19 protein-coding genes and 1 other annotated feature are annotated in these 26,334 nt (G+C 27.2%); of the genes, 18 read left to right on the top strand and 1 reads right to left on the bottom strand.

Features of this window, described 5'->3' with window-relative positions; genetic code table 11:
• Positions 1-47: 47 nt before the first annotated feature.
• The 9 genes from miaB to pyrE all read left to right on the top strand — a co-directional run bounded on the left by miaB (position 48) and on the right by pyrE (position 13,014).
• Complete coding sequence (gene miaB, locus GPX08_RS00830) at positions 48-1,382, top strand: tRNA (N6-isopentenyl adenosine(37)-C2)-methylthiotransferase MiaB (protein WP_156624454.1); 1,335 nt, start codon at positions 48-50, stop codon at positions 1,380-1,382.
• A 246-nt stretch (positions 1,383-1,628) separates the two neighbouring features.
• Positions 1,629-1,876 (top strand) — a binding site (T-box leader).
• A 43-nt stretch (positions 1,877-1,919) separates the two neighbouring features.
• Entirely contained in the window at positions 1,920-2,402 is a 483-nt protein-coding gene (locus GPX08_RS00825) for an Lrp/AsnC family transcriptional regulator (RefSeq protein WP_156624452.1), read from the top strand.
• Positions 2,399-3,568 (top strand): aminotransferase class I/II-fold pyridoxal phosphate-dependent enzyme, encoded by a 1,170-nt coding sequence (locus GPX08_RS00820; RefSeq protein WP_156624450.1) that lies wholly within the window; start codon positions 2,399-2,401, stop codon positions 3,566-3,568. Before GPX08_RS00825 ends, GPX08_RS00820 begins: the two co-directional genes overlap by 4 nt.
• Positions 3,569-3,726: 158 nt before the next feature.
• A complete protein-coding gene (gene glnA, locus GPX08_RS00815) occupies positions 3,727-5,058 on the top strand; it encodes a type I glutamate--ammonia ligase (RefSeq protein ID WP_156624448.1) in 1,332 nt (443 codons plus the stop codon).
• Between the two features lie 24 nt (positions 5,059-5,082).
• A complete protein-coding gene (locus GPX08_RS00810) occupies positions 5,083-5,640 on the top strand; it encodes an ANTAR domain-containing protein (RefSeq protein WP_156624446.1) in 558 nt (185 codons plus the stop codon).
• Positions 5,637-10,190 (top strand): glutamate synthase large subunit, encoded by a 4,554-nt coding sequence (gltB, locus tag GPX08_RS00805; protein WP_156624444.1) that lies wholly within the window; start codon positions 5,637-5,639, stop codon positions 10,188-10,190. Before GPX08_RS00810 ends, gltB begins: the two co-directional genes overlap by 4 nt.
• The gene (gltD, locus tag GPX08_RS00800; RefSeq protein WP_156624442.1) at positions 10,190-11,662 is read left to right on the top strand and encodes a glutamate synthase small subunit; all 1,473 of its coding nucleotides are present in this window, start codon (positions 10,190-10,192) and stop codon (positions 11,660-11,662) included. Before gltB ends, gltD begins: the two co-directional genes overlap by 1 nt.
• Positions 11,663-11,742: 80 nt before the next feature.
• Complete coding sequence (locus tag GPX08_RS00795; RefSeq protein WP_156624441.1) at positions 11,743-12,168, top strand: hypothetical protein; 426 nt, start codon at positions 11,743-11,745, stop codon at positions 12,166-12,168.
• Positions 12,169-12,342: 174 nt separating this feature from the next.
• Positions 12,343-13,014 (top strand): orotate phosphoribosyltransferase, encoded by a 672-nt coding sequence (gene pyrE, locus GPX08_RS00790; protein ID WP_156624439.1) that lies wholly within the window; start codon positions 12,343-12,345, stop codon positions 13,012-13,014.
• A 189-nt stretch (positions 13,015-13,203) separates the two neighbouring features.
• Here the strand turns inward: pyrE and GPX08_RS00785 are convergent, their stop codons facing one another.
• Positions 13,204-14,184, bottom strand: coding sequence for a prolyl oligopeptidase family serine peptidase (locus tag GPX08_RS00785; protein WP_156624437.1), 981 nt, complete (start codon positions 14,182-14,184; stop codon positions 13,204-13,206).
• 149 nt (positions 14,185-14,333) lie between these two features.
• On the opposite strand from GPX08_RS00785, the gene GPX08_RS00780 reads away from it, so the two are divergent.
• The 9 genes from GPX08_RS00780 to GPX08_RS00740 all read left to right on the top strand — a co-directional run bounded on the left by GPX08_RS00780 (position 14,334) and on the right by GPX08_RS00740 (position 26,288).
• Positions 14,334-16,325 (top strand): hypothetical protein, encoded by a 1,992-nt coding sequence (locus GPX08_RS00780; RefSeq protein ID WP_156624435.1) that lies wholly within the window; start codon positions 14,334-14,336, stop codon positions 16,323-16,325.
• A gap of 264 nt (positions 16,326-16,589) precedes the next feature.
• Entirely contained in the window at positions 16,590-17,090 is a 501-nt protein-coding gene (locus GPX08_RS00775; RefSeq protein WP_156624433.1) for a QueT transporter family protein, read from the top strand.
• A 105-nt stretch (positions 17,091-17,195) separates the two neighbouring features.
• Complete coding sequence (locus GPX08_RS00770) at positions 17,196-19,115, top strand: ATP-binding cassette domain-containing protein (RefSeq protein WP_156624431.1); 1,920 nt, start codon at positions 17,196-17,198, stop codon at positions 19,113-19,115.
• 79 nt (positions 19,116-19,194) lie between these two features.
• Positions 19,195-19,668: a DUF4358 domain-containing protein gene (locus tag GPX08_RS00765; RefSeq protein WP_156624429.1), complete on the top strand. Its 474-nt coding sequence runs from the start codon at positions 19,195-19,197 to the stop codon at positions 19,666-19,668.
• A 217-nt stretch (positions 19,669-19,885) separates the two neighbouring features.
• Positions 19,886-21,256, top strand: coding sequence for an MBOAT family protein (locus GPX08_RS00760; RefSeq protein ID WP_156624427.1), 1,371 nt, complete (start codon positions 19,886-19,888; stop codon positions 21,254-21,256).
• 14 nt (positions 21,257-21,270) lie between these two features.
• Positions 21,271-22,383, top strand: coding sequence for a hypothetical protein (locus tag GPX08_RS00755; protein ID WP_156624425.1), 1,113 nt, complete (start codon positions 21,271-21,273; stop codon positions 22,381-22,383).
• A gap of 81 nt (positions 22,384-22,464) precedes the next feature.
• A complete protein-coding gene (locus tag GPX08_RS00750; protein ID WP_156624423.1) occupies positions 22,465-23,082 on the top strand; it encodes a hypothetical protein in 618 nt (205 codons plus the stop codon).
• Between the two features lie 357 nt (positions 23,083-23,439).
• The gene (locus tag GPX08_RS00745) at positions 23,440-24,732 is read left to right on the top strand and encodes a DUF2828 family protein (RefSeq protein WP_156624421.1); all 1,293 of its coding nucleotides are present in this window, start codon (positions 23,440-23,442) and stop codon (positions 24,730-24,732) included.
• A 182-nt stretch (positions 24,733-24,914) separates the two neighbouring features.
• Positions 24,915-26,288 carry a tyrosine-type recombinase/integrase gene (locus GPX08_RS00740; protein WP_156624419.1) on the top strand — a complete coding sequence of 458 codons (1,374 nt, stop codon included), beginning with the start codon at positions 24,915-24,917 and terminating at the stop codon, positions 26,286-26,288.
• The last annotated feature ends 46 nt before the right edge of the window (positions 26,289-26,334 follow it).

Raw genomic sequence — 26,334 nt, 5'->3', positions numbered from 1 at the left:
TTATTATAATGTTACTGGAGAAATAGTTCTATAGAAGGAGATTACTGATGAAGGAAGAAATGAATGATTTAAAATATTTTATTGAAACTTGGGGCTGTCAGATGAATGAAGAAGATTCAGAAAAGCTATCAGGTATGCTTAAAAGTATTGGATATAGTAAAACTGCTGATATAAAGGATGCAGATATTATAATCTTTAACACTTGTTGCGTAAGAGAAAATGCAGAAAATAAAGTTTTTGGAAACTTAGGAGAGCTTAAACATTTAAAAAAGAAAAAACCAGAATTAATTGTTGCTGTATGTGGATGTATGATGCAACAAGAAGGAATGGCTGATAAAATATTAAGTAAATTCCCTCACGTTAACATAATATTCGGAACTCATAATGCTTATAAGTTCCCTGAATACCTAAATAGAGTTAAAACTGAAGGAGTACAAGTTAAAGAAATCTTCAATAAAGAAACAGAAATTATTGAAGGTGTTCCAATAGATAGAGAAAGTGATGTTAAAGCATTCGTTACTATAATGTATGGATGTAATAATTTCTGTACTTATTGTGTAGTTCCTTATGTTAGAGGTAGAGAAAGAAGTAGAAAATCTGAAGATATTATAAAGGAAATAGAAGATTTAGTTTCTAAAGGATATAAAGAAATAACTTTACTTGGTCAAAATGTCAACTCATATGGTAAGGGATTAGAAGAAGATATAGATTTTGCTAAACTTTTAAGAAAGATAAATGAAGTTGAAGGTCTTGAGAGAGTTAGATTTATGACATCTCATCCAAAGGATTTAAATAAAGATGTTATTTATGCTATTAAAGAATGTGATAAGCTTTGTGAGCAAATACATCTACCAGTACAAAGTGGATCAAACAGAATCCTTAAGAAGATGAATAGACATTATACTAAAGAAGCATATCTTGAACTTGTAGAATTAATTAAAAAGGAAATACCAGGAGTATCATTAACTACTGATATTATAGTAGGGTTCCCAGGAGAAACTGAAGAAGACTTCTTAGACACATTGGATTTAGTCCAAAAAGTTCAATATGATTCAGCCTTTACATTTATTTATTCAAGAAGAAATAATACTCCTGCTGATATGATGCTAAACCAAGTACCAGATGCAGATAAGCATCATAGATTTGATAGATTAGTAAAGGCAGTTAACGAAAGTGTTATTATGAAAAATAAAGAGTTTGAAGGTAAAACTGTTGAAGTATTAGTAGAAGGTACTAGTAAAAATGATGATAGTAAATTTACTGGAAGAACTAGAAATGGTAAATTAGTTAACTTTACTGGTGAAAACATTAAAGCTGGTGACTTAGTTATGGTTAAGATAGTAAGAGCTCAACCATTCTCATTAATAGGAGAAGCCCTATAAGGATGCAGAATTAAAAATGAAGAATTAAGGGTGTAATTTGTTTTAAATTACTAGAATTAGTTTTTTAGAATCCCTCTATTTATATAGGGGGATTTTTGTTTGAATTTTGCTTTAAAGTTTTTATATTTATTAGTAAAATAGTTTATTTTGTTATAATAAATATATATTATTTAGAAAAATATGCATAATTTTATAAAAACTATTGAAGTTTAATGATTTTATTATTATAATTATAAAAAATGATACTTAAAGATAATGATAAGGAAGAGTAATTTAACTAAGCATTAAAGAGAGCTAAAGCATGGTGTAAATTTAGTATGATATGTTATATGAAGCAGCCTTTGAATCGCGTATTGAAAAATAAGAAATTATTTCTTAATTAGATATTGACGGTTATCTCCCGTTATAGAGATTGAATAGATTTATTCAGCTGAGTGAGCAATTGATAATTGCTTATTAGGGTGGTACCGCGGAAGTTATCCTTCGTCCCTTTTTTTAGGGATGGAGGATTTATTTTTTTATATGGAGGTAATAAAAATGGATGAGATTTTAGAAGTTTTGGAGAAGAATAGTAGGTATAGTGATGAACAAATAGCCTTAATGACTGGCAAAACTGTAGAAGAAGTTAGAGAAGCTATAACTGACTATGAAGAAAAAAATATTATAGCAGGTTATACTACTTTAATAAATTGGGAAAATACAGGAAAAGAGACAGTAACAGCTTTAATTGAAGTTAAGATTACTCCACAAAGAGGAGTAGGGTTTGATAAAGTTGCTGAAAGAATATATAAGTTTAAAGAAGTTAAAGCTTGTTATTTAATGTCTTCTGGAGGATTTGATTTAACAGTAATAGTAGAAGGAAAAACTATGAAGGAAGTAGCTCTATTCGTATCTGAAAAACTTGCTGTTCAAGAATGTGTAACAGGTACAGCTACTCACTTTGTTTTAAAGAAGTATAAAGATCATGGTACTATTTTCAAGGAAAGAAAAATTGAAAGCAGGGAGGCTATATTTATATGATAATGGAAGATATGCTACTAGAAAATGTTAGGAATATGCCACCATCAGGTATAAGAAAATATTTTGATTTAATTAATGAAATGGAGGATGTTATTTCATTGGGAGTAGGAGAGCCTGACTTTGTTACACCTTGGAATGTAGTAGAAGCTGGTATATATTCTTTGGAAAAAGGATATACTCACTACTCTTCTAATGCTGGATATATAGAATTAAGAGAAGAAATTTCTAAGTATTTAAATAGAAGGTTTAATTTAAGTTTCAATCCAAGTAATGAGATATTAGTTACTGTTGGCGGTAGTGAAGGTATTGATTTAGCTCTAAGAGCTCTTGTAGGACCTGGAGATGAGGTTATAATACCTGAACCTAGTTTCGTAGCTTATAAAGGTTGTACTACATTCTGTGGAGCTACACCTGTAACTATTAATTTAAGACAAGAAGATGAATTTAAGCTTACTCCTGAGTTACTTGAGGCAGCTATTACATCTAAAACTAAGGTTGTAATCATTCCTTTCCCTAATAATCCTACTGGAGCTATTATGACGAAGGAAGAATTAAAAGGAATTGTTGAAGTTTTAAAAGATAGAGATATAATAATAATTTCAGATGAAATTTATGCTGAGCTTTCTTATGATAAGGATCATTATTCAATAGCATCCTTTGAAGAAGTTAAAGATAAAACTTTAGTTATTAATGGATTTTCTAAAGCTTATGCAATGACTGGTTGGAGATTAGGATATGTTTGTGGACATCCTGTACTTATAGAGGCTTTAAAGAAAATACACCAATATGCTATTATGTGTTCCCCAACAACTGCACAATTTGCAGCTATTGAAGCTTTGAAAAATGGGGATGATAGTGTAAAAGAAATGGCTCGTGAATACAATAGAAGAAGAAGAATATTAGTTCAAGGATTTAGAGAAATGGGTCTAGAGTGCTTTGAACCTCTTGGAGCTCTATATGTATTCCCGTGTATTAAGTCTACAGGAATGAACTCTGATGAATTCTGTGAAAAGTTACTTATGGAAGAAAAGGTATTAGCTGTACCAGGAAATGCCTTTGGTGAATGTGGTGAAGGCTTTATAAGAGCATGTTATGCCTCTTCAACAGAGGATTTAATAGAAGCCGTTAAAAGAATAAATAGATTCGTAAAGAAGTATAGGAAATAATAATAAATTGGAAAAATATTTAGAATTTTTTTTAATTTCCTATTGCAAAATAGCTAAAAAGGTAATATAATGATAAAAAATAGTTAAGAACAAAGGCGTTCAATAGATTGGTTCTATTGTGCGCCCTTTTTTTATAAAAAATAAAGGGGGCAGGTATTATGTCAAAATATTCAAGAGAAGATGTTATAAAATTAGTACAAGAAAATGGAGTTAAGTTTATTAGGTTGCAATTTACTGATATATTTGGGGCTTTAAAAAATGTTGCAATAACAGATAAGCAACTCGAAAAAGCTTTAAATAACCAAATGATGTTTGATGGATCATCAATTTCAGGTTTTGTTAGGATTGAAGAATCAGATATGTATTTAAGACCAAACTTAGATAGCTTTGTAATTTTCCCATGGAGACCTCAACAAGGGAAAGTTGCAAGATTAATATGTGATATTTATACACCAGAAGGTACTCCTTTTGAAGGTGATCCAAGAAATATTTTAAGAAAGGTTTTAAAAGAAGCTAAGGATTTAGGATATACAATGAATGTAGGTCCTGAATGTGAATTTTTCTTATTAGAAACAAATGAATATGGAGAACCAATATTAAAAACTCAAGACAAGGCTGGTTATTTTGATTTAAGTCCACTTGATGCTGGTGAAAATGTAAGAAGAGATATATCATTAGTATTAGAAGATATGGGATTTGAAATAGAAGCATCACACCATGAAGTTGCAGATGGACAAAATGAAATTGACTTTAAATATGAAGATGCGCTTACAACAGCTGATAATGTAATGACATTTAAGCTAGTAGTTAAATCAATAGCTCAAAGACATGGCGTTTATGCAACGTTTATGCCGAAACCCTTCTTTGGAATAAATGGATCAGGAATGCATATAAATATGTCATTAAATAAAGATGGAAAAAATGCATTTGTTGATGATAATGATAAATTAGGATTAAGTAGTACAGCGTACAGCTTTATAGCAGGTTTAGTTAAACATGTCAAAGGAATTTCTGCTATTACTAACCCATTAGTAAACTCTTATAAGAGATTAGTACCTGGATATGAAGCACCAGTGTATATAGCATGGTCAGCTAAAAATAGAAGCCCATTAATAAGAGTACCTGCTACAAGAGGAAATGGGACAAGAGTTGAATTAAGATGTCCAGATCCAAGTGCAAACCCATATTTAGTTCTAGCTTGTCTTTTAGCTGCAGGCTTGGATGGTATTAAGAATAACTTACAACCACCTGCAAGTGTTGAAAAGAATATATTTAAGATGACATTAGAAGAAAGAGCAGAGGAAGGAATAGATAGCTTACCAGGAACATTAGAAGAAGCTATTAGATATATGGAAGAAAGTGAATTAGTAAGAAAAACTTTAGGAGAGCATACATTTAACAATTATATAAAAGCTAAAAAATCAGAATGGAACGATTATAGAACTAAAGTCCATCAATGGGAAATAGATAATTATTTAAATCAATATTAATTTACAAGTAGGGGAGCAAGGAAAATGACAATAGATGTTATAGTTGCACTTAGTAAAGCGGAAATAGGAGAAAAAATTAAATCAATATTAGTTACAAACGGCTATAACGTACTAGCAGTATGTACTTTTGGTAATGAACTAATTAGAGCTATAAAACAATTTTCACCATCTATAGTCATTAGTGGATACAAATTTAATGATATGAACTTAATTAGTATTTATGAAACTATAGGAGATGAATGTAGCTTCCTTGCAATTGTAAATGAACCTTATAAGTCCATTGTTCAAGAAGAAACAGATATTTTTTGTATAACTAGTCCTGTTAATAATACCTTACTTATAAATTCACTAGATATGATTTATCAAAGTGAAAAAAGGGTAAGAAAATTAAAAGATAAAGTTCATGATTTAGAATCCAAGATAAGTGATAGAAAAATTATTGAAAAGGCTAAAGGAATAGTAATGAGAGAACTTCATATGGATGAAGAGGAGGCCTTTAGGCATATACAAAAAAATAGTATGGACTTAGGAATGAAGATGGTAGATTACTCTAAAGAAATTTTAGATAATTACAGGCTATGAAAGGAGGAATAACATTGCATAAAGATATAGGATTATATAGAAGCTCTTTTGAACATGATGCATGTGGTATTGGAGCTGTTGTAAATATAGATGGTAAAAAAAATCATAAAGCTATACAAGATGCCCTAGAAATTTTAGTTAATTTAGAGCATAGAGGCGGGACAGATGCTGATGGACAAACTGGGGATGGATCAGGTTTATTAATACAAATTCCTCATAACTTTTTTAAGGAAGAAGCCAAAAATATAGGCATAGATCTTTCTAAGGAAGGAGATTATGCTATAGGAATGTTCTTCCTTCCTCCTTCTTCAAAAGATTCAGAGGAAGCTATAATTGAATTTACTTCATTATCCAAGGAAGAAGGACTTAAAATATTAGGATGGAGAGAAGTTCCCATTAATAAAGAAGTTATAGGTGAAAAAGCATTAAAATCTATGCCTATTATAAGACAAGTAATAATTGAAAAACCTAATAATATAAGTGACTATAAAGAATTTGAGAGAAAGTTATATATTTTAAGAAGAAGATTTGAAAAGAAAACTCAACATTTAGATGTTTATATTTCATCTCTATCTTCTAAGACTTTAGTATATAAGGGATTATTATTAGCTAGTCAATTAAGAGACTTTTATTTAGACTTATCTGATGTAAAAGTAGTTTCAGCTATTGCTATGGTACACTCTAGATATAGTACAAATACTGTTCCAAGCTGGAAGAGAGCTCATCCCAATAGATATATAATTCATAATGGCGAAATTAATACTCTAAGGGGGAATATTAATAGTTTATATGCAAGAGAAGGTAGTTTAAAATCAAAGGATTTAGGAAATGAACTAAGCAAAGTTTTACCTATAATTAATAGTGAAGGTTCAGACTCAGCTATATTAGATAATACTTTAGAATTCTTAATTATGAATGGTTTTAGTATAGAAGAAGCAATTATGATGCTAGTACCTGAACCATGGGAAAAGAATGATCTTATTAATGAAGATGAAAAGGCGTATTTCGAGTTTAATGCAACACGAATGGAACCATGGGATGGACCAATGGCTATTATATTTACTGATGGCGATGTTATGGGCGCAACTTTAGATAGAAATGGATTAAGACCAGCAAGATATTATCTTACTAAAGATAATAACCTTATTATATCATCTGAAGTTGGGGCTTTAAATATTAATATGGCCGAAGTCGTTGAAAAAGGGAGATTAACTCCAGGTAAGATTTTACTAGTAGATACTATAAATAAGAAATTTATAACTAACTCTGAGTTAAAGAAAAAATACTATAATAAGCATAATTATAAGCAATGGGTTGATGATAATATATATAAAATAGAAGATTTGAATTTAGATAATAAAGTTGATATAGAAAAGTATTCAGGTAGTAAGATAGATGAATTATTTAAGATATTTGATTATTCATTTGAGAACTTAAAAAACACTATATTACCTATGAGTGAAAATGGAGAAGAATCACTAAGTGCAATGGGTATAGATACGCCTCTTCCTGTATTATCTAATAAGTCTATATTACTATTTAATTACTTCAAACAATTATTTGCTCAAGTTACAAATCCACCTATAGATGCTATTAGAGAAGATATAGTTGTTTCAACTACTGTATATTTAGGTGGTTATGGAAATGTATTAGGTGAATTTAACGAGAACTTACCTCATTTAAAATTCTCTTCACCTATTATTAGTAATGAAGATTTAGCTAAGATTAAATGTTTAAAGGAAAGAAACCTTAAAACTAAAGTTGTAAGTATTCTTTATAGAAATGATGTGAATTTAGAAAAAGCCTTAAAGAATCTAATGACTGATGTAGAAAAATCTTATAATAAAGGTTTTAACATTATTGTATTAAGTGATAGAGGAACAGATAAATATAATTATGCTATTCCATCATTGCTAGCATTAGCAGCAGTTCATCACTATCTAATTAGAAAAGGAATTAGAAGTAATATAGATTTAGTAGTTGAAAGTGCAGAACCTAGAGAAATTCATCATTTTGCTACATTAATAGGTTATGGAGCTGTTTTAGTTAATCCATATCTAGCATATGAAGGAATAAATAGATTAAAGGAATATAAATTACTTAATAAGGACTATGATACAGCCGTTATAAAGTACAATAAAGCTATTGTAAAAGGTTTAGTTAAAATTATTTCTAAGATGGGTATTTCTACAATCCAATCTTATAGAGGAGCTCAAATTTTTGAAGCTGTTGGCCTTAGCAAAGATATAATTGATAAATACTTTACTAATACAGTAAGTAGAATAGAAGGTCTAAATATTTCTGAAATAGAAAAGGAATATATGTTAAGACATAATAAAGCCTTTGAAGAAAGTAAAGTAAACTTTGAATTTTCATTAGACTCAAGTGGATATGATAAATATAGACAAGGTAAAGAAGAACATCTTTATAATCCTTTAACTATTTATAAATTACAACAAGCAACAAAGTCAGGAGATTATAATTTATTTAAAGAATATTCTAAGCTTATAGATAGTGAAGATAATTATATAACTATTAGAAGCTTATTAGACTTTAATTATGAAAATAAACCAGTTCCTATTGAAGAGGTTGAAAGTACATTATCAATAGTTAAGAGATTTAAAACTGGAGCAATGTCTTATGGTTCTATATCAAAAGAAGCTCATGAAGCTTTGGCTATTGCAATGAATAGACTTGGTGGTAAATCTAACACTGGTGAAGGTGGAGAAGATAGTGAGAGATTTAAGGTTGATAAAAATGGTGATCTTAGAAGGTCTTCTATTAAACAAATTGCATCCGGAAGATTTGGTGTTACTTCAGAATATTTAGTTAATGCTGATGAACTTCAAATAAAGATGGCTCAAGGTGCAAAGCCTGGCGAAGGTGGTCAACTTCCTGGCAAGAAAGTATATCCATGGATAGCTAAAACTAGAGGGTCAACTACTGGAGTTGGATTAATTTCCCCACCTCCTCATCATGATATATATTCAATAGAAGATTTAGCTCAGTTAATATATGATTTAAAACAGTCAAATGAAAAAGCTAAAATATCCGTAAAGCTAGTTGCAGAAGCAGGTGTTGGAACTATCGCAAGTGGAGTTGCCAAGGCAGGAGCTAACACAATATTAATTTCTGGACATGATGGTGGAACAGGTGCATCACCTAAGACATCAATTCAAAGTGCAGGATTGCCATGGGAACTTGGTCTTGCAGAAACTCATCAAACATTAATATTAAATGGATTAAGAGATAGAGTTAAGATAGAGACTGATGGTAAGCTTATGACAGGTAAAGATGTTGCTATAGCTGCTTTATTAGGAGCTGAAGAATTTGGCTTTGCAACTGCACCACTAGTATCTTTAGGTTGTGTAATGATGAGAGTATGCAATTTAGATACCTGTCCAGTAGGAATTGCAACTCAAAATAAAGAGCTTAGAAAGAGATTTAGTGGTAAGCCTGAATATGTAGTAAACTTTATGTTATTTATAGCAGAAGAGTTAAGAGAATATATGGCTAAACTTGGATTTAGAACTATTGATGAAATGGTTGGTAGATTTGATTTATTAAAACAAAAGGAATCTGTTAAGGGATATAAGAGAAATAAAGTAGACTTATCATCTATATTAGTAAATGAACCTATATTCTTTAAAGAAGGTAATAAATTTAATTCTTCTTATAAAGAAAAATTGGATAAAACATTAGATAGAAATGTTCTAATTCCTTATATTAAAGAAAAGATGGAAACTAGTGAACAAATTAATCTTAGTTTAGTAATTAGTAATACTGATAGAACTTTTGGTACTTTATTAGGTTCATATATTACTTCTAATTATTCAGGAAGAGAATTTAAAGAAGATTTTATTAAAATAAAATGTACTGGTTTCGGAGGTCAAAGTTTAGGGGCCTTTATTCCAAAAGGTATCACTATAAAAGTGAATGGTGACTGTAACGATTATTTAGGTAAGGGATTATCTGGAGGTAAAATTGTAGTTAAGAATAATACTCCTAATCTACAAGAAGAAAAAGATAATGTAATAATAGGAAATGTTGCCTTATATGGAGCTACATCAGGAAAGGTATTTATTGCCGGAGGTGCTGGTGAAAGATTCTGCGTTAGAAATTCTGGAGCAACTGCTGTAGTGGAAGGGGTTGGAGACAATGCTCTTGAGTATATGACTGGAGGAACAGTTGCTATTCTAGGTGAATGTGGAATAAATATAGCAGCTGGAATGAGTGGAGGAATAGCTTACATTTATAATAAGGATAATAAACTAGATAAGAAAATCAATAAAGAATTAATAGATATTGAAGACTTAAAATCAGGAGATTTGAATGAATTGAAATCTCTTATTAAAGAACATGTTCATGAAACAGAATCAAAACTTGGAAATAATTTATTAGAAAACTGGGATAATGAATCAAATAATTTTATAAAAATAATTCCAAGAGATTATAAAGCTATCTTGGATTTAATAGAAGAAAAAAAGAATGAAGGATTAAATTATGAAGATGCTTTATTAAATGCCTTTTATGAAAGGAGTGCAATGTAATGGGAAAGCCAACAGGATTTTTAGAATTTGAAAGAAAAGTAGGCAAAAACGAATCAGTTAAAAAGAGAATTGAACATTATAATGAATTTCATTCATTGCTCTCAAAGGAAGAACAAAAAATCCAAGGATCAAGATGCATGGATTGTGGAATACCATTTTGTCAATCTGGCATACTTTTAAAAGGAATGGTTTCTGGATGTCCATTAAATAATTTAATACCGGAGTTTAATGATTTAGTATATAGAGATAACCTAGACTTAGCATTAGATAGACTATTAAAGACAAATCCTTTTCCAGAGTTTACAGGAAGGGTTTGTCCAGCTCCATGCGAATCATCTTGTACTTTAGCATTAAATGCACCTTCTGTAAGTATAAAAGAGAATGAAAGGTATATTATTGATAAGGCTATGGAGGATGGAAGAATAAAAGCAAATCCTCCAAAGTATAGAAATGATAAAAAGGTAGCTATTATTGGATCAGGTCCATCAGGATTATCTGCAGCATTCTATTTAAATAGATATGGATATACTGTAGATGTATATGAAAGAGAAGATACTGCTGGTGGATTATTAATGTATGGTATACCTAATATGAAATTAGGCAAGAATCTGGTACAAAACAGAGTGAATTTATTAAAAGAAGAAGGTATAACGTTCTACACTAATAGTGATGCAGCTAAAGATGAATCAATTAAAAATAAAGTGTTAAATGAGTATGATGCAGTAGTCTTAGCAACTGGTGCTACTAAACCTAGAGACTTAGTAGTTCCAGGAAGAAAATCTAAAGGTGTTTACTTTGCAGTAGATTATCTAAAGGGTAGTACTAAGCATGTATATAATAAAACAAATGAAAAAGATTTTGTAAATGCTAAAAATAAAAATGTTTTAGTAATTGGTGGTGGAGATACAGGAACAGACTGTATAGCTACAGCGATTAGACAAGGATGTAGTAATGTTATTCAACTTGAGATTACTGATTCTTTACCTATAGAAAGATTGTCTAATAATCCATGGCCTGAATGGAAAAGAACTTTAAAGATTGACTATGGACAAGAAGAGGCAATTGAAGTCTTTGGTGGAGATCCAAGAAGGTATTGCTCAAGTGTTAAAGAGTTTATTGCTGATACTGATGGAAATTTAAAAGAAGCAAAATTTGTAAAAGTTCAATGGATTAAAGATGAAACTGGAAGAGTTACTTTTAAAGAGGTTGAAGGTAGTGAAGAAATAATTAAAGTCGATATTGCTTTATTAGCAATGGGCTTCATAGGAACAGAAGAAACTATAAAAGATACTTTTAATGTTGCTATTAGTGATAGAGGAAATATTGTAGCTGAATATGGAGATTTTAAAACTAATATAAAAAATATCTTCTCTTGTGGAGATGCAAGAAGAGGTCAATCATTAGTAGTTTGGGCAATTAGAGAAGGATTAGAAGCTGCAAAGGCTGTTAATGAGTATTTAGTTGATAAGTAGATAAAGAAATTTTTCCCTCCTTTAAATTTATCATTATTTCACATACTAATACTGTGAATATCTAAAAAGGAGGGACAAGTATGGTTATTAATTTAGCTTCAATCATTTTAGCTACTACAATACTAACATCTAGTTTCAATTGTATAATTAATGATGAAGTGAAAAATAAAAGTAATGCCTTCAGAGTTTATAAGGAAGTAGAATATAGTATAGATAAGGAAGATAAATTTGATGACTTTTGGACTCCGAAAAATGAAGGATATCTAGATGCCTCACAAAAGGAAGAGTTAACTAACTTTAGGTCAAAAGTTGAAAATGGTGATTTATTAAGTGGTATAGAAAAAAATAAGTTAAAAGATATGAAGACTTATGTAATTAAATCTAAATTAGGAGAAGATAAGTTTAAAGAACTTGAAAAGCTTATAAATAAGCGTGAAGGATCTGTTGAACTAACTTTACCTGAGAGACAAAGGTTATACCAATTGAATAAAGAAGCAAGAGGCTAAAGTAAAAGTGATATTCATCAAAGGGGCTGTTTTGGCAGCCCCAATTAATAATTAGTAATGAATAATAACCAATTATTAAGAGAGTTTCTCTAGTTTTTTCCTTAATTTAATGATAAAATTATACAGACAAGAATATATGCTTGTTAAATACTTATACCGGAAGGAATGTTTAGTATGGAAAGATATAAAGAAGAATTTATTGAATTTATGGTGGAAAGTAATGTATTAAAGTTTGGCGATTTTGTAACTAAAAGCGGAAGAAACACACCATTTTTTATTAATACAGGAAATTATACAACAGGAAAACAGTTAAAAAAGCTAGGAGAATTTTATGCTCAAGCTATACATAAACATTTTGGAAAGGATATAGATGTTTTATTTGGACCTGCATATAAAGGTATTCCTCTAACTGTAACTACAGCAATATCTTTAAATGATTTATATGACTTAAATGTTGAATATTGTTCTAACAGAAAAGAAATTAAGGACCATGGCGAAGGTGGAATACTTTTAGGTGGTTCATTAAAAGATGATTCTAAAGTAGTAATAGTTGAAGATGTTATGACAGCTGGTACATCAATATACGAAACAGCTCCTATATTAAAGGCACAAGGAAATGTAGATATAAAAGGTCTTATAATATCAGTTGATAGAATGGAAAAAGGAAAGTCAGATAAGTCAGCTCAAGTAGAAATTAAAGAGCACTTTGGCATAACTACTTATGCTATTGTTACTATGGCTGAAGTAGTAGAGTACTTATATAATAGAGAATTAAATGGTAAGATCTACATAGATGATAATATGAAGAATGCTATAAACGCATATTATGAAAAATACGGCTGCTAAGAGATTAGTAATTATGAATTCCTAATTAAAGTGGTAATTTTCTTGGAATTACTTAGAATTAGATGAATAAAAGTCCTTCTGTAAATTAAACAGAAGGACTTTTATTATTAGAGAAAATTTCAAAAGAATTTTTAAAGTATTTTAGAATATTAATTTAAATTTATTATTAAAAGTGTATTAAAATTTAAATTATAATGACGTACTTGATGTTAAAAACTTTAAAACTTTTATAATAGCTATATATACTTCATTTAAATTAAAGTCTGTAAAGAAATGACTTCCTTGTTTCAAAGTTATTAAATTTGTATCTATATTATTAGAAAGAAGACTATTATATAAATCTTCACTATTTGAATATGGTACTATTTCATCTTCTATACTATGTACTATTAATGTTTTAGGAGATTCATCACTAATATAATTAATTGGACTATAATTATCTAACTCATCTTTGGAATTAATTAGATTCTTAATTTTTTTATTATTTAAACTTATATCTGAAAAATCCAAGGTGCTTAATTCAGTAGGTCCAAATATATCTATAACATAATTTACTTTAGATGAGTAATTAGAAAGGTCCTTATCACCAATAAATGATTCGTCATCTGTATAGGCAGCCATTAAAGATAGCTGTGCACCTGAAGATATTCCAAGCAGTCCTATATCATTAGTATTAAAATTGTATTTATCTTTATTTTTATATACCCACCTAATAGCATCTTTAACATCTATAATAGGATCCTTTAAATCTATATTTCTACTGTCTAATAGCTCATAAGATAGACTAATTATAGTAAAGCCTCTATTATTAAAAGCATTTATTATTGGTTCTAGACCAATAGGGATACTATTATCTCCATATATCCAGCTACCACCATGAACATATATAATTACTGGTGATGGTTTATTATAGTTATTAGAAAGATATAAGTCTAAAAATACTTCTTTTGAGGCTGTATTCTTGTATTTTAAATATTTTACCTCCATAGAGCTACTTGCTTTATAATTTATTAGATTACCTAATGTCTCTATGCTTTTATTAGAATCTTTTAGTTCTTTATATATATCAAAGACTAATAAAATAGATCCTTTATAATAAATAAGTGAAGAAATAATTATAAATAAAAATAAAGCTATAAAAGCTTTAATACCTTTAACTAGCTTCTTCAAATTAATACCTCCTTATTTAAAAGATATTAATATTATTGACAAAGAAATAAAAATCTAATTAGTAATTATATTTTTTTATCATATGAATATATTTGTATTAATAACTAAAATTAAAGGAGGAGTCTTAAGATTACTTAAGCAAATCACTTATGGAGAATAATATATTATATAAGGATTATTATATTAACTTAATTATGGATAGTTTTATTAAAGAAAAACATAATAATACTTTAAATTTGATATTTAATGATTTAGATGAAAAAAATTTTCTTTTGAATAACTTTGTATCTAGTTATTTATATAATAGGAAGAATATCCTTATTATATCTAGCGAAAGCATATCTGATTTATATAAAGTTGAAAGTATAGGAATTATAAAAGATAAAATTATAAATTTAAATGAAATGAATAAATCTAATGATATAATAGATAAATTAGAAAAAGAATTCAATGAACTAGGACAGTGTACAGGTAGTACATTAATAAGTAAGGTTAATTTAATCTCTAGAGAAATAAATAAAAAAATAGACCTATTAAAAGAATTTAACAAGATACTCTATAGCAATGATAAAAGTGGAATTAGCCTTATAGATAAATATAAAATAACCATAAAAAAAATTAATAAGACAGATAAATTATATGAGAATTATAGAATATTTAGAATTAAAAATCCACTTAATAAATTTAGTTATTATGAAGTAAAAGAAACATCTAGTAAGATAATAGAATCGGATTTTATTACTAAATATACTAAGTATAGAAGACTAAAAGATAATAAATATATAAAGCTTATTAGACCATCAATAGAATATGAGCAAATCTTAGAGGCGTTTAATAGTATAAACTTTTTAAAGGATAATAATAGCCTTTCATATAAGTTAGTTATATCTAAATACACTGAAGCTTTCATAGATGAATTTAATTCAAATATAGATATGACAATAGAAGATATTGATAATCTATCCAAAAAGGTTAATTATAAATATAACTCTTATATAATAAAAAAATCTGAAGAAAAAAGTTTTTTTAGCTTCTTTAAGAAATCAAAGAATTATGAAGAATTTAATTTATTACAAAATGAAATATGCAATGAATATATAAGTAACTATAATAAGCTTAATAACATATTAAATAAGACAGTAAAAATGAAAGATGTACTAGTAGAAGAGGAGTATTTAACCCTAATTAATAATATCCTTAGGGGAGAAGATATTGCTAATTCAATTCATTTATATAGCAAAATAATTGATTTACTTAGTTCGTTAAAGGAGTTAACGATAATTATTAGTTCATTATCAGATATAGAGAATAGTATCTTATTATATTGCTATAATAATTCATTGGATAAAAATAATATTCAAGAGTTATTAAATAACTTGGCTGTTATGAAGCTTTATTATGAAATAGAAGAGGCAGAGATTAAACATAGATCTATTTTAGATAAAGTTAATGACTATGATAATATTCTAAGTGAACTTAAAATAAAGATAGAAATGAAAAAAAATTTAACTTTAGACTCAATAAACCTTGTATGGGAGAATTACTTAAGAGAGAACTTTAATTTACTTACAAAGTCTTTTTCTATTGATTCGAAGGCGTTAAGTCTAATACCTCTATATTATTTAAAATACGAACCAGAATCCTTAAATTTATTAAGGGAATTTCCTATGAAGTATGATCTTGTCATAATAAGTGAACCTATTTATGGTGAGATAAAGAATCATATACATTCTCTTAAATCCATTTCAGATAATTTAATTGTACTATCAAAGCAAGATAACGAAGAAATTGATTCAATTAATATATTTAACATTTCCAGGAGTTTTAATGATATTAACATTAGTATAAATGAGGATGTTGTAGTTTCTACAAAATCATATCTTGAAAGCAAAGGTTATTCTGTGTTTAACTATACAATGACACCAATAAATACATTATTAGTTAAATCTAATGGAAAAGAATCATTAATTTTATTTAATTCAATTAATACAATTGATTCGATAGAGAATGAATCTAGGCTTTATGAATTTAATGATTACTTAATTAATAAAAACATAAGATTTTATAGAGTATGGCAAAAAAATATCTGGCTAAATAGAGAAGAGGAGCTAAGAAAAATAGTGAAATTTATAGAAGAATAAGTATTTAATTGACAAGTATCTGTAAATAAACTATAATGTATTAGTAAACTTAATAAGACAGTTCGGAAACCTCCTGTCTATAAATAAAACTACGGTAATTAATTGCAATTTATATTAAATTTGATTTTTATTGTAGAGGGTTATATCTATCCTCTACTTTATTTTTAAAAATTTATATATCTATTGCTTTTCATTGTGTTAGTAATTTTGAGGTGCCTATTATTTTAGGCACCTTTTTATATTTAATTATTTGGAGGAAGATTAATGAGAAATAATATTACAAAGAAACTTGTTAAAACAGCAGTAATAGCAGCTATTTATACTATCCTAACAATTATATTAATCCCTATAAGTTACGGTCCTATACAATTTAGGATATCAGAAATTTTAGTACTTCTAGCTTTTATTGATCCATTCTATATAATTGGATTAACATTAGGATGTTTACTTGCAAATATATTTGGTGGATACGGTCCAATGGATATGATATTTGGTACACTAGCTACCTTCTTAAGTGTAACTAGTATTTACTTAACTGGAAGGTACATAAAAAATAGAAAAATAAGTATAGTAATTGCTTCTTTATGGCCAACCATATTTAATGGATTAATTATAGGATGGATGCTTAATATAGTAGCTGGTCTACCAATGGTATTAAGTATGTTACAAGTTGCACTAGGAGAATTTGTAGTAGTTACTTTAGTAGGAATTCCAGTATATAAACTAATAGAGAATAAATATAAAGATAGATTATTATTACAGTAAACTTATATACTTTAAAGATAGCTAGTAAGCTTAGATATTTAATGTTGTCTAAGCTTACTTTTTTATTTACAATATATATGAGTAGATAAAAGTAAGGAGAAAAAAATGAATTTAATAACACTAGAAAAAATAAATAAGTCATATAGCGAAAAAATATTACTTAAAGATGTTAATTTAAATATAAATGATGGAGATAAGATAGGCCTTATAGGATTAAATGGTGCTGGTAAGTCAACACTTTTAAAAATATTGACCGGTAAAGATGAATTTTTTGATGGAAAAGTAATCAAAGGAAAAAATTTGAGAATAGAATACTTATCTCAAGATACTCAATATGAGGATTCTTCAACTGTATTAGAGCAAATATTTAAAGGAGATACTCCTGAAATGAAATTATTAATGGAGTATGAAGATCTTTTAGAGAAAGTTCAATATGATGATAGCTTAAATAGCAAGCTTATAGATTTACAAAGTAAAATTGATACTATGAATTTATGGGATTTAGAGAGTGATGCTAAGACTATTTTAACTAAGCTCGGCATTAATGATTTCAATAAAAAGATGGGTGAACTATCAGGTGGACAAAAAAAGAGAGTATTTTTAGCTTCTTCATTAATAACCCCTTGTGAATTATTAGTACTAGATGAGCCTACAAACCATTTGGATTCTGAATCTATAGAATGGCTTGAAGAGTATCTTAATTCAAGAAAGGGTGCCTTAATTATGATTACACATGATAGGTACTTCTTAGATAGAGTAACTAATAGAACACTTGAATTAGATAGAGGTACTTTATATGAATATGAAGGAAATTACAGTGATTTTCTTGAGAAGAAAGCTGAAAGAATGAAACTTGAATCTACTTTAGAAGATAAGAGACAGAAATTAATCTTAAAAGAATTAAAGTGGGTAAAAAGAGGTGCAAAAGCTAGAACTACAAAGCAAAAAGCAAGACTACAAAGGTTTGATGAACTAGTAAGTAAGGAGTACACTCCAGTTAATTCAGAAATTGAAATTCCTTTTATAGGTAAGAGACTTGGTAAAAAAATATTAGAAATTAATAATATATCTAAAAGTTTTGACGATAAAGTCTTAATTAAAGATTTTAATTATATTTTTAGTAAAAATGATAGAGTCGGAATAATAGGAAAGAATGGTGCTGGTAAAACTACCTTAATTAATATTATTACTGATAAAATGAAACCAGATGATGGATCTATAGAAATTGGAGAAACTGTTGTGTTAGGTAGCTTCTCTCAAGATAATAGTCATATGGATTTAAATCAAAGAGCAATTGATTATATAAAAGAAGGTGGAGAAAATATTCCTACTGAAGATGGATATACAATTACAGCTACTCAACTAGCTGAAAGATTTCTATTTGATGGAGCAACATTATATACTCCAATTGAAAAGTTATCTGGTGGAGAAAGAAGAAGACTTCATTTACTAAGAATATTGATGGAATCTCCAAATTTATTAATTTTAGATGAGCCTACTAATGACTTAGATATAGAAACTTTAAAAATACTTGAAGATTTCTTAGATGAATATTTAGGGGTAGTGATTATTGTTTCCCATGATAGATATTTCCTAGATAGGCTTTGTAATAAAATATTCTCTTATGAAGGCAATGGACTAATAAAAGAGTTTATAGGTAATTACAGTGATTATTTAATTTATAAAGAATATGAAAATATTAAAAAAGATAGTGAAGTAACTTATTCTAAGGAGAATACTAAAGTAAATAAAACATATAAAAATAAGGATACAAGACCTAAATTTACTTTTAAAGAACAGAAAGAATTTGAAGAAATATATGATAAGATTGAAGAACTTGAAACTAAAATATCTAATTTAGAATTAAAGATTGAAGAAAATGCAACTAACTATGGTGCTCTTAATGAAATATTAAGAGAAAAAGAAGAAGTGGAAGAAGAGCTTTTATTTAAATATGAAAGACTTGAGTATTTAGAAGATTTAGATGAAAAAATTAAGAATTACAAAAAGTATGAAAATGTTTAAATTAATTCTTTTATGATTATAATAAATATAGTATAATTTTAGTGAGAAAAAAGTATCATATCATAAAAGGAGATTAACTATGAAAAAACTTTTAAAATGTCTAAGTCTAGCCCTAGTTTGTGCCTCTTTTGTTGCTTGTGGAAATAAAGCATCAGATAGTGCCGAATTAAAGGATGGATTAACAGCTAAGGATGTAGTTCAAAAAGTTGAAGAGAAAGCACCTATGCAAATGCCTATGGAATTGGATGAACAATTAGTAAAGGACATAGCTAAGATTAACCTTGATAATGTGGATGATTATGCAATAACTAAAGCTGCAATTATTAATTCGGCAGATGTTGCTGCAATAGTAAAGGCTAAAGATGGTAAGGTAGAAGAAGTTAAAGCTAACTTACAAGAAATGTTAGATAATGAAAAGAATAATGCATACCTACCAGATCAAAAAGAAAAAGTTGAAAATGCAATTTTAAAAGAAAAAGGTAATTATGTAATTTTATTAATTAATGCAGATGTTAAGGCAGCAGAAGCAGCTGTAGATGAATGTTTCAAATAATTGATTAGTGGATTACATAGAATTAGAGCTTCCAATAATATAAGTCTACTTTCTTAAGCAAGATCCAAGTGGATTAACTATATTATTTGGAAGCTTTATATATTTATTGACTTGATATTTGATATTATATTATGAATATACTAGATTTTTGTTTTTGGAATAAAGGAATTTAATAGCTGTATTAAATTGATACAACTATTTTTAGAAAGGTTTATTTATGGTTTTTAGTAGTTTAATTTTTTTATTTAGATTTTTACCTATTTTTTTGATTGTGTACTTTCTTGTACCTATCAAATATAAAAACCTTACTTTGCTTATATTCAGTTTGATATTTTATACATTTGGAGAACCTAAATATTTTCCCTTAATGATAGCTTCTATAATAGTTGATTTTGTTATATCTATTATAATAGAAAATAACTTTGAGAATAGAGCTAAATGCAAGCTGTTATTAATATTATCAGTTTTTTTTAACATGGGAATGTTATTCTTTTTCAAATACTGCAATTTTTTTATTGATAATATAAATATGATTTTCAATACATCTATAAATACTATCAAAGTTTCACTACCATTAGGTATAAGCTTCTATACATTTCAAACACTTTCTTATACTATAGATGTTTATAGGGGGAAATTCAAGGCAGAAAGGAATATAATTGATTTTGGAGCATTTGTCTCCTCATTTCCTCAACTAATAGCAGGACCTATAGTGAAATACAGTGATATTAATAAGGAAATAAAGAATAGAAAAATAACATTAAGTAATTTAGAAGAAGGACTAGAAGAATTTATCGTAGGACTTTCAAAAAAAGTATTAATTGCTAATAATATCGGTATGTTATGGAATGAAATTTACAGTAAAGATATTCAGAATATTTCAATGCCATTAGCATGGATTGGCCTTTTAGCATTTTCTTTTCAAATTTACTTTGATTTTAGTGGTTATTCATCTATGGCAATAGGATTAGGAAAAATTATTGGATTTAACTTTCCAATAAACTTTAATTTTCCTTATATATCTAGAAGTATAAGTGAATTCTGGAGAAGATGGCATATTACTTTAGGATCCTGGTTAAAGGAATATATCTATATCCCTATTGGAGGAAATAGAGTAAGTAAGAAAAGGTTATTTGTAAACCTACTTTTATTGTGGTTTTTAACTGGATTCTGGCACGGTGCAGAGTATAATTTTATTCTATGGGGTATTTACTTTTTTATTTTAATTTATTTAGAAAAGTTGTTCTTATCAAAAATTTTAAATAAGAATGTATTGCTATCTCATTTTTATACTATAATTCTTTTATTAATAGGATGGTGTATATTTGCAATAACAGATTTAAGTACATTAAAATTGTATATAACTCGATTATTTAGTCTTGATCTAAATCTAGATTATTTATATTACTTAAGAAACTATTTAATTATAATAATAATTTGTGTACTATTTTCAACACCAGTAGTTATGAGATTCTATAATAATATTCGTAAGAGTATAAAAACAATCATTATATTTACATTATTTTTGCTATCAATTGCTTACTTAGTTGATAGTAGCTACAATCCATTTTTATATTTTAGATTCTGATTGGAGTTTCAAAGATGAATAATAAAAAAAGATATCCTTTAACGATTATAATATTATCCTTTATTTCTATAATTTTTATTATTGATATATTCAATAATGATTTATATTTTTCAGATTATGAAAATAGAACTTTAGCTCAAAAGCCAGAATTTTATTATAGTGACTTTTTAAATGGTAGATTTTCTAAGAACTATGATAGGTATATTAATGATCAATTTCTATTAAGGAATACATGGATTAACTTAAAATCAAGAACTGAATTACTATTAGGGAAAGTAGAAAATAATAATATTATTTATGGTAAAGAAGATTTTCTTTTTGATAAAGTTGAAAAGATAGATAATAAGTCCTTAGAAAAAAATCTAAATTCTATTAAAAGTTTCACTGATAAATATATAGATAGAAATATCTCTTTTATGATTATACCAAGCTCTTTTACTATATATGAAGATTTACTTCCGAATGGAATAAAATTAATAGATGAGGAAAGCTATATCGAAGAGATTTATTCAAATTTTGATAGTACTAACAATATTGAGTTAGTGGATTTATTTAGAGAAAAGAAAAATGATTATATATATTATAAAACTGATCATCATTGGACATCATACGGAGCTTATTTAGCATATAAAGAGTTCTCACAGCATAATAATATTGAAGCTATAGATATAAGCACTTTAAATCCAAACTATGTCTATGACTTCTATGGAACATATTTCTCAAAGAGTAAGAAATTCAATGCTAAGTCAGATATCATTACTTATTATGATATTAATAATATAGAAGTATCTATTGATGGCGAACAAGTAGAAAATATTAACGACACTGCTAAGTGGAGTAGTAGTGATAAATATTCAGGATTCTTAAGAGGGAATAATGGATTAACAGTTATAAATAATAATAATATTAAAGAAGATACTAAAATACTAGTGATTAAAGACTCATATGCTAATTCTTATATTCAATTTTTAATAAATAACTATAAAGAAGTCTATATTTTAGATTTAAGAAGTTTTCCTCATAGTTTTAATGAATTTTATGAAAATTATAACTTTAATAATGTATTAATAATGTACAATTTTATAAACCTAGTTAATGATGTTCATATTTCAAAATTAAGATATTGATATTAATTTCATATGTTGTTGACATGCAATTTAAATTTTGATAATCTTTTAAAGGCTATTTATTGTACATAGGAGGACATTATGAAAGAAACAAAAGAAGTAAAAATATTAGTTGCAGATCCTTCTGCATTAGGTTTATTTGGTTTAGCAGTAATTACATTAGTTGCTTCATCTCAAAAACTAGGAATTACATCAGGTGTATCATTAGTATTACCTTGGGCAATATTCCTTGGAGCTACTGCGCAATTAGTTGCTTGTTTAAATGATTTTAAGCATAACAATACTTTTGGTGCTACAGCTTTTGGTGCTTACGCATTTTTCTGGTATTCAATGGGTATGACTTGGCTTATCCAAAATGGAGTATTTGGTGAAAATTTAGCTGCAGCTGCTGATAGTAAGCAATTAGGATTCGCATTTTTAGCATATTTAATATTTACATTATTTATGACTATTGGTGCTATGGAAACACATAAAGTCCTATTTTCAATATTTGTATTAATAGACTTTTTATTTATAGGATTAGCTTTAAATTCTTTTAATATTATACCTGAGTTTGCTCACAACTTAGCTGCATATTCTGAATTAGGAATTGCTATATTATCATTCTATGGTTGTGGTGCATCAGTATTAAATAATCATTTCGGAAAGGTGTTTTTACCGGTAGGAAAGCCTTTTAACATATTTAAGAATAATAACTAAATGTCAGTCATAAGAGCTATTAGTTATAAGATATAGTTTTAGAAACCCCATTAGATTTACTAATGGGGTTTTTTATTGTGAATTATTTAAAATGTGATGATATCTTCCTATATACTTTTAATACTTCTAGCCTGATAAGAGATTATTATTTATAATATATTAATTGATTTCTTCAAATACAGTAAATTATTAATCTTATGTTCTAAAATATAAATGTTTACAATAGAATATTACTAAATAAAGATACTTACAGCTAAGTAATTATATAGTATCTTGTATGATATCTAAGGCACTTACATCCTGTTAATATAACTATTATTAATTGAAAGTGCCTTGTTTTTATATTTAGGAGGATTTATGAAGTTATTAAGTCAAATTAAAAAATATTTAATTCATATAACTAACATAGAAAATGACTATGGAATAGATGAAGTAGGAGAGATGGAAGCATTTATAAATAAAATTACCTACTACAGACACTCTAAAGAAGAAGAAATAATTCATGACTTTTTAGATATATTTTATTCAAACACTAATACAAGTATTAAACTTTTATTCTTTATTAGAGATAAGAGAGAAGGATTAGGAGAGAGAAGAGTATTTAAAGTTATTATTAAATACTTAGCAACAGAGCATCCATATATTATTGATAAAGTAATAAATTATATACATAAATACGGAAGATGGGATGATTACTTTGCATTATTTGATACACAGTTCGAAGATACTGTTATAAGTATTTTTAAAGAGCAAATACAAATTGATTTAGGATTAAATAATCCATCAACTTTAGGAAAATGGCTTAAGTCAGAAAATGCTTCTTCAAAAGAAACTATAATGCTAGCAAAGAAAACAAGAATTTTATTGGGTTATTCTTCAAAGGAATATCGAAAGATTCTAACAATATTAAGAAGAAAAATAAGAAATAACACCTTGGTATATAAAGGAATACATGAAGGTGCTAAAAGTAATAATATTTTATTAAATACATCTACACCTTTATATTTTGACAACAAAGCGAATATTATAGTTAAAGAAATCCTTAACTCTTATTATTATAAAGAAAATACATTAGTTATAAATGCAGTAAAAGAGGATGATCCTGAACGTAATAAAATATATACTAACATAATAGTATTTACATTGCTTTTATTTAAAAAAATAAATTTCAACTTTTTTAAAAACTATTATATGTCCTTTAAAAACAATCCTAAATTCAACAAAATATTACAAGAGGATTATACAAATATATATAATAATTTAAATAAGAATTTATCAGATTCTAATATAAGCTTAGATGAAGGTTTAGACTTACTTTTATTTACGTTAATAAAAAAGGATATAAAAAGATTAGAAGCACCAAAATCTATATTATTTATATATAACGATGATAAAAACTTAGAAGTAAGTAATTATGAAGATATAGAAGAAAAATGGATATTAGCCGGTTATGAAATACCTAAGATTAAGTTATGGAATTTAAATTCACTTAAGGATGAGTTTGAAATAGTTGAAGATAATAAAATAATATATATAAAAGGTTTTGAAAAAGATTTTTGGTATTATTTATTAGAAGGAAAAGAAATAAATAAAACTAGAATCTATTTAAATAAATTCAATAAATTAGATTACAATGAAATAAACATATAAAAAAAGGCAATGTTTGACATTGCCTAATAAATTACTTTACATAATATTTAATACGTATACTTAAAATTAGTTAAAAATAATTTCGCTAAATATACATTTAGCGCATTTCGTAATGTTGCAATACAAGAAAGGCTGTGATATAATAAAATCAAGGCTTTACATGGTTTTTGGAGGTATAAAAAATGTCTGAAATACGAAATATAACTAATAAATATAAAGATTTCTCTTATAATGATGATATTATTAAGTTACTTAACATAGAATTATCTAATAAAGATAAGAAAAAATTACATATTGCCTACTCAAATTATTATAATTTAGGAGTTTCTCGTGGATATGAATTTATTATTGAAGATATATTTAAACTATCAGAAATTCACAAGCTAACTACTTCTCAAATAGCTTTGATTTACGATACTGGTGTAAGGAATGTTCAAATTTGGCTTAAAGAGTTAGGTTTGAATAGATCTATTAAAAAAGCAAAGAAGATAAATAAAAAGAACTCTTATTCAGATATCGAATTCAATTCTGATAAAAAATCAAATTTGAAAAATGCTTCATCAATAAATAAGTTCGGAATAGAAATTCCTGAATCTAAAAATTTACCACAGAGTCTTTCTAATTTTTTAGATTATTTGGAAACTATCAAAGGTAAATCCCCTAATACTATAAGAGCATATGAAATTGATCTATCTTTATTCTTTAAATTCTTAAAAGTATATAAAGGCTTAGTTACAGATGACAATATTGAATTTGAAGAAATTGATATAAAAGATATAGATAATGATTTTATTAGAAATATAAAACTTACTGATATATATGGATTCTTAAGTTATTCAGAAAAGCAAAGAGGAAATGGAACATACGCCAGAGCTCGTAAGGTAGCAGCTTTAAAATCCTATTTTAAATATTTACAAGGCAAGGCTAAGATTATTGATGAGAATCCTACTTTTGATTTAGAGTCCCCTAAGATAAGTAAAAGGCATCCAGTTTATTTAACTTTAGACGAAAGTTTAAATTTGCTAACTTCATTAGATAAAAAAAATAAGAATTATTATAGAGATTACTGTATTCTAACTTTATTTTTAAATTGTGGTATGCGACTTTCTGAATTATGTGGTATTAGATTAGATAAAATCAAAGGTGATACTTTAACTATTATAGGTAAAGGTAATAAAGAAAGAACTGTATACTTAAATGAAGCTTGCTTAAAAGCAATAGATAACTATTTAAAGGTTCGAGATGATTCAAAGGCCTCACCAGAGGATAAAGAATATCTACTACTCTCCTCCCATTCAAAACCTATAAATAAAAGGACTGTTGAATTATTAGTTAAGAAACATATAAGTAACTCCGGATTAGAAAACGGAAAATACACTCCTCATAAACTTCGTCATACTGCTGCTACATTACTTTATAAACATGGTAATGTAGACATACGAAGCTTGCAAAGTATATTGGGACATGAAAATATATCTACAACTCAAATTTACACCCATGTTGATGAAGAGATATTAAGAGATGCAGCTAATTCTAATCCATTATCAAAAGTATAAAAAAGAGCTGTCTACGCTGACAGCTCTTTTTATTATAATATATTCG

This window comes from Clostridium tertium (genome assembly GCF_902652255.1).
GTDB lineage: Bacteria > Bacillota > Clostridia > Clostridiales > Clostridiaceae > Clostridium > Clostridium tertium_A.
Note: the sequence above shows the minus strand (reverse complement) of the source record. Positions and strands in the feature narration are given on the sequence as shown.

Bases quoted from the DNA above. Each gene is read 5' to 3' on its own strand.
- miaB (WP_156624454.1), top strand. From the start codon at position 48: ATGAAGGAAGAAATGAATGATTTAAAATATTTTATTGAAACTTGGGGC.
- GPX08_RS00825 (WP_156624452.1), top strand. From the start codon at position 1,920: ATGGATGAGATTTTAGAAGTTTTGGAGAAGAATAGTAGGTATAGTGAT.
- GPX08_RS00820 (WP_156624450.1), top strand. From the start codon at position 2,399: ATGATAATGGAAGATATGCTACTAGAAAATGTTAGGAATATGCCACCA.
- glnA (WP_156624448.1), top strand. From the start codon at position 3,727: ATGTCAAAATATTCAAGAGAAGATGTTATAAAATTAGTACAAGAAAAT.
- GPX08_RS00810 (WP_156624446.1), top strand. From the start codon at position 5,083: ATGACAATAGATGTTATAGTTGCACTTAGTAAAGCGGAAATAGGAGAA.
- gltB (WP_156624444.1), top strand. From the start codon at position 5,637: ATGAAAGGAGGAATAACATTGCATAAAGATATAGGATTATATAGAAGC.
- gltD (WP_156624442.1), top strand. From the start codon at position 10,190: ATGGGAAAGCCAACAGGATTTTTAGAATTTGAAAGAAAAGTAGGCAAA.
- GPX08_RS00795 (WP_156624441.1), top strand. From the start codon at position 11,743: ATGGTTATTAATTTAGCTTCAATCATTTTAGCTACTACAATACTAACA.
- pyrE (WP_156624439.1), top strand. From the start codon at position 12,343: ATGGAAAGATATAAAGAAGAATTTATTGAATTTATGGTGGAAAGTAAT.
- GPX08_RS00780 (WP_156624435.1), top strand. From the start codon at position 14,334: ATGGAGAATAATATATTATATAAGGATTATTATATTAACTTAATTATG.
- GPX08_RS00775 (WP_156624433.1), top strand. From the start codon at position 16,590: ATGAGAAATAATATTACAAAGAAACTTGTTAAAACAGCAGTAATAGCA.
- GPX08_RS00770 (WP_156624431.1), top strand. From the start codon at position 17,196: ATGAATTTAATAACACTAGAAAAAATAAATAAGTCATATAGCGAAAAA.
- GPX08_RS00765 (WP_156624429.1), top strand. From the start codon at position 19,195: ATGAAAAAACTTTTAAAATGTCTAAGTCTAGCCCTAGTTTGTGCCTCT.
- GPX08_RS00760 (WP_156624427.1), top strand. From the start codon at position 19,886: ATGGTTTTTAGTAGTTTAATTTTTTTATTTAGATTTTTACCTATTTTT.
- GPX08_RS00755 (WP_156624425.1), top strand. From the start codon at position 21,271: ATGAATAATAAAAAAAGATATCCTTTAACGATTATAATATTATCCTTT.
- GPX08_RS00750 (WP_156624423.1), top strand. From the start codon at position 22,465: ATGAAAGAAACAAAAGAAGTAAAAATATTAGTTGCAGATCCTTCTGCA.
- GPX08_RS00745 (WP_156624421.1), top strand. From the start codon at position 23,440: ATGAAGTTATTAAGTCAAATTAAAAAATATTTAATTCATATAACTAAC.
- GPX08_RS00740 (WP_156624419.1), top strand. From the start codon at position 24,915: ATGTCTGAAATACGAAATATAACTAATAAATATAAAGATTTCTCTTAT.